1 pseudogene is annotated in these 600 nt (G+C 39.5%); it reads left to right on the top strand.

Annotation, left to right across the window (positions count from 1 at the left end):
* A pseudogene (locus tag BBH99_RS12905) lies at positions 1-598 on the top strand (hypothetical protein); the annotation flags it as partial.
* Positions 599-600: the final 2 nt, after the last annotated feature.

Raw genomic sequence — 600 nt, 5'->3', positions numbered from 1 at the left:
AGGAAGCCTTATCAAAAGAATCTGGAGCGGACTTAGAATTCCGATGCGGCATCTTTCTCCCGGAGAGCAGCCTATTGGTGGAATTTCTGATATGACCAACAAAGGAGACTTTCATAGAATGCTTTTGTCAGAATTTGCCAATGAAGACGATGTATTCATGAACCGTGTGGCTAATAATGAAGCTTTATACATCCAAAGAGAAATACCACCTGAAGAAAATATCTTTGAAAGAATTATACTGATTGACACCTCACTTAGAAATTGGGGAACACCAAAAGTACTGGCTTTTGCATCTGCTATTGCCATTATTAAGCATCCGAAAGCCCATTCGGAATGTAAAGTGATGGCTTTGGGACAGGCTGCCATTCCCATTTCTCTGGATAAAGTGGAAAATGTAATTGAAAACCTTAATCACGTGAGTCCAACGCTGGAGGTTTCCGATGCGTTGGAAAAGTTTTTCAATGAAGAGTATTCACAAAAAGATATTGAAGTCTTTTTTATAACCCATCAGGAGAATCTTGAAGACGAAAAAATCCGGAAGATAGTTCACCAGAACAGAGACCGGCTTAAGTTTTTGGTAACCACCAATTCAGATTGAGA

The sequence above is a fragment of the Chryseobacterium contaminans genome (genome assembly GCF_001684955.1).
Classification (GTDB): domain Bacteria; phylum Bacteroidota; class Bacteroidia; order Flavobacteriales; family Weeksellaceae; genus Chryseobacterium; species Chryseobacterium contaminans.
This window is presented reverse-complemented; position numbering and strand designations above follow the sequence as displayed.